The sequence below is a fragment of the Bacillus cereus group sp. BfR-BA-01382 genome (assembly GCF_022663475.1).
Classification (GTDB): domain Bacteria; phylum Bacillota; class Bacilli; order Bacillales; family Bacillaceae_G; genus Bacillus_A; species Bacillus_A thuringiensis_S.
This window is the reverse complement of sequence record NZ_JAKUFQ010000364.1, coordinates 1-273: the sequence shown is the minus strand read 5'-3', so window position 1 is coordinate 273 and position 273 is coordinate 1. Positions and strand designations below refer to the sequence as shown.

Sequence of the window (273 nt, the reverse complement as noted above, 5' to 3'; positions counted from 1 at the left end):
AGGTGAAAAACGTGATTCATCGCCAAATACTAGCGTACCGGATACAACGGAGCAACCAAAACAAGATCAACAGCAAAAAACTGAAGAAGAGAAAAAGCAAGAAGAATTAAAGAAACAAGAAGAACTGAAAAAACAAGAAGAACAAAAGAAACAAGAAGAACTAAAGAAACAAAATGAACAAAATAACGGAGGAGGCCAAGGAACGACACCTCCAGCGAATAACGGAGGAGGCCAAGGAACGACACCTCCAGCGAATAACGGAGGAGGTCAAGG

The 273-nt window shown here is 41.4% G+C and carries 1 pseudogene; it reads left to right on the top strand.

Going from position 1 to position 273, the window contains the following annotated elements:
- Positions 1-273 (top strand): annotated as a pseudogene (locus MR160_RS34345) (penicillin-binding protein); the annotation flags it as partial.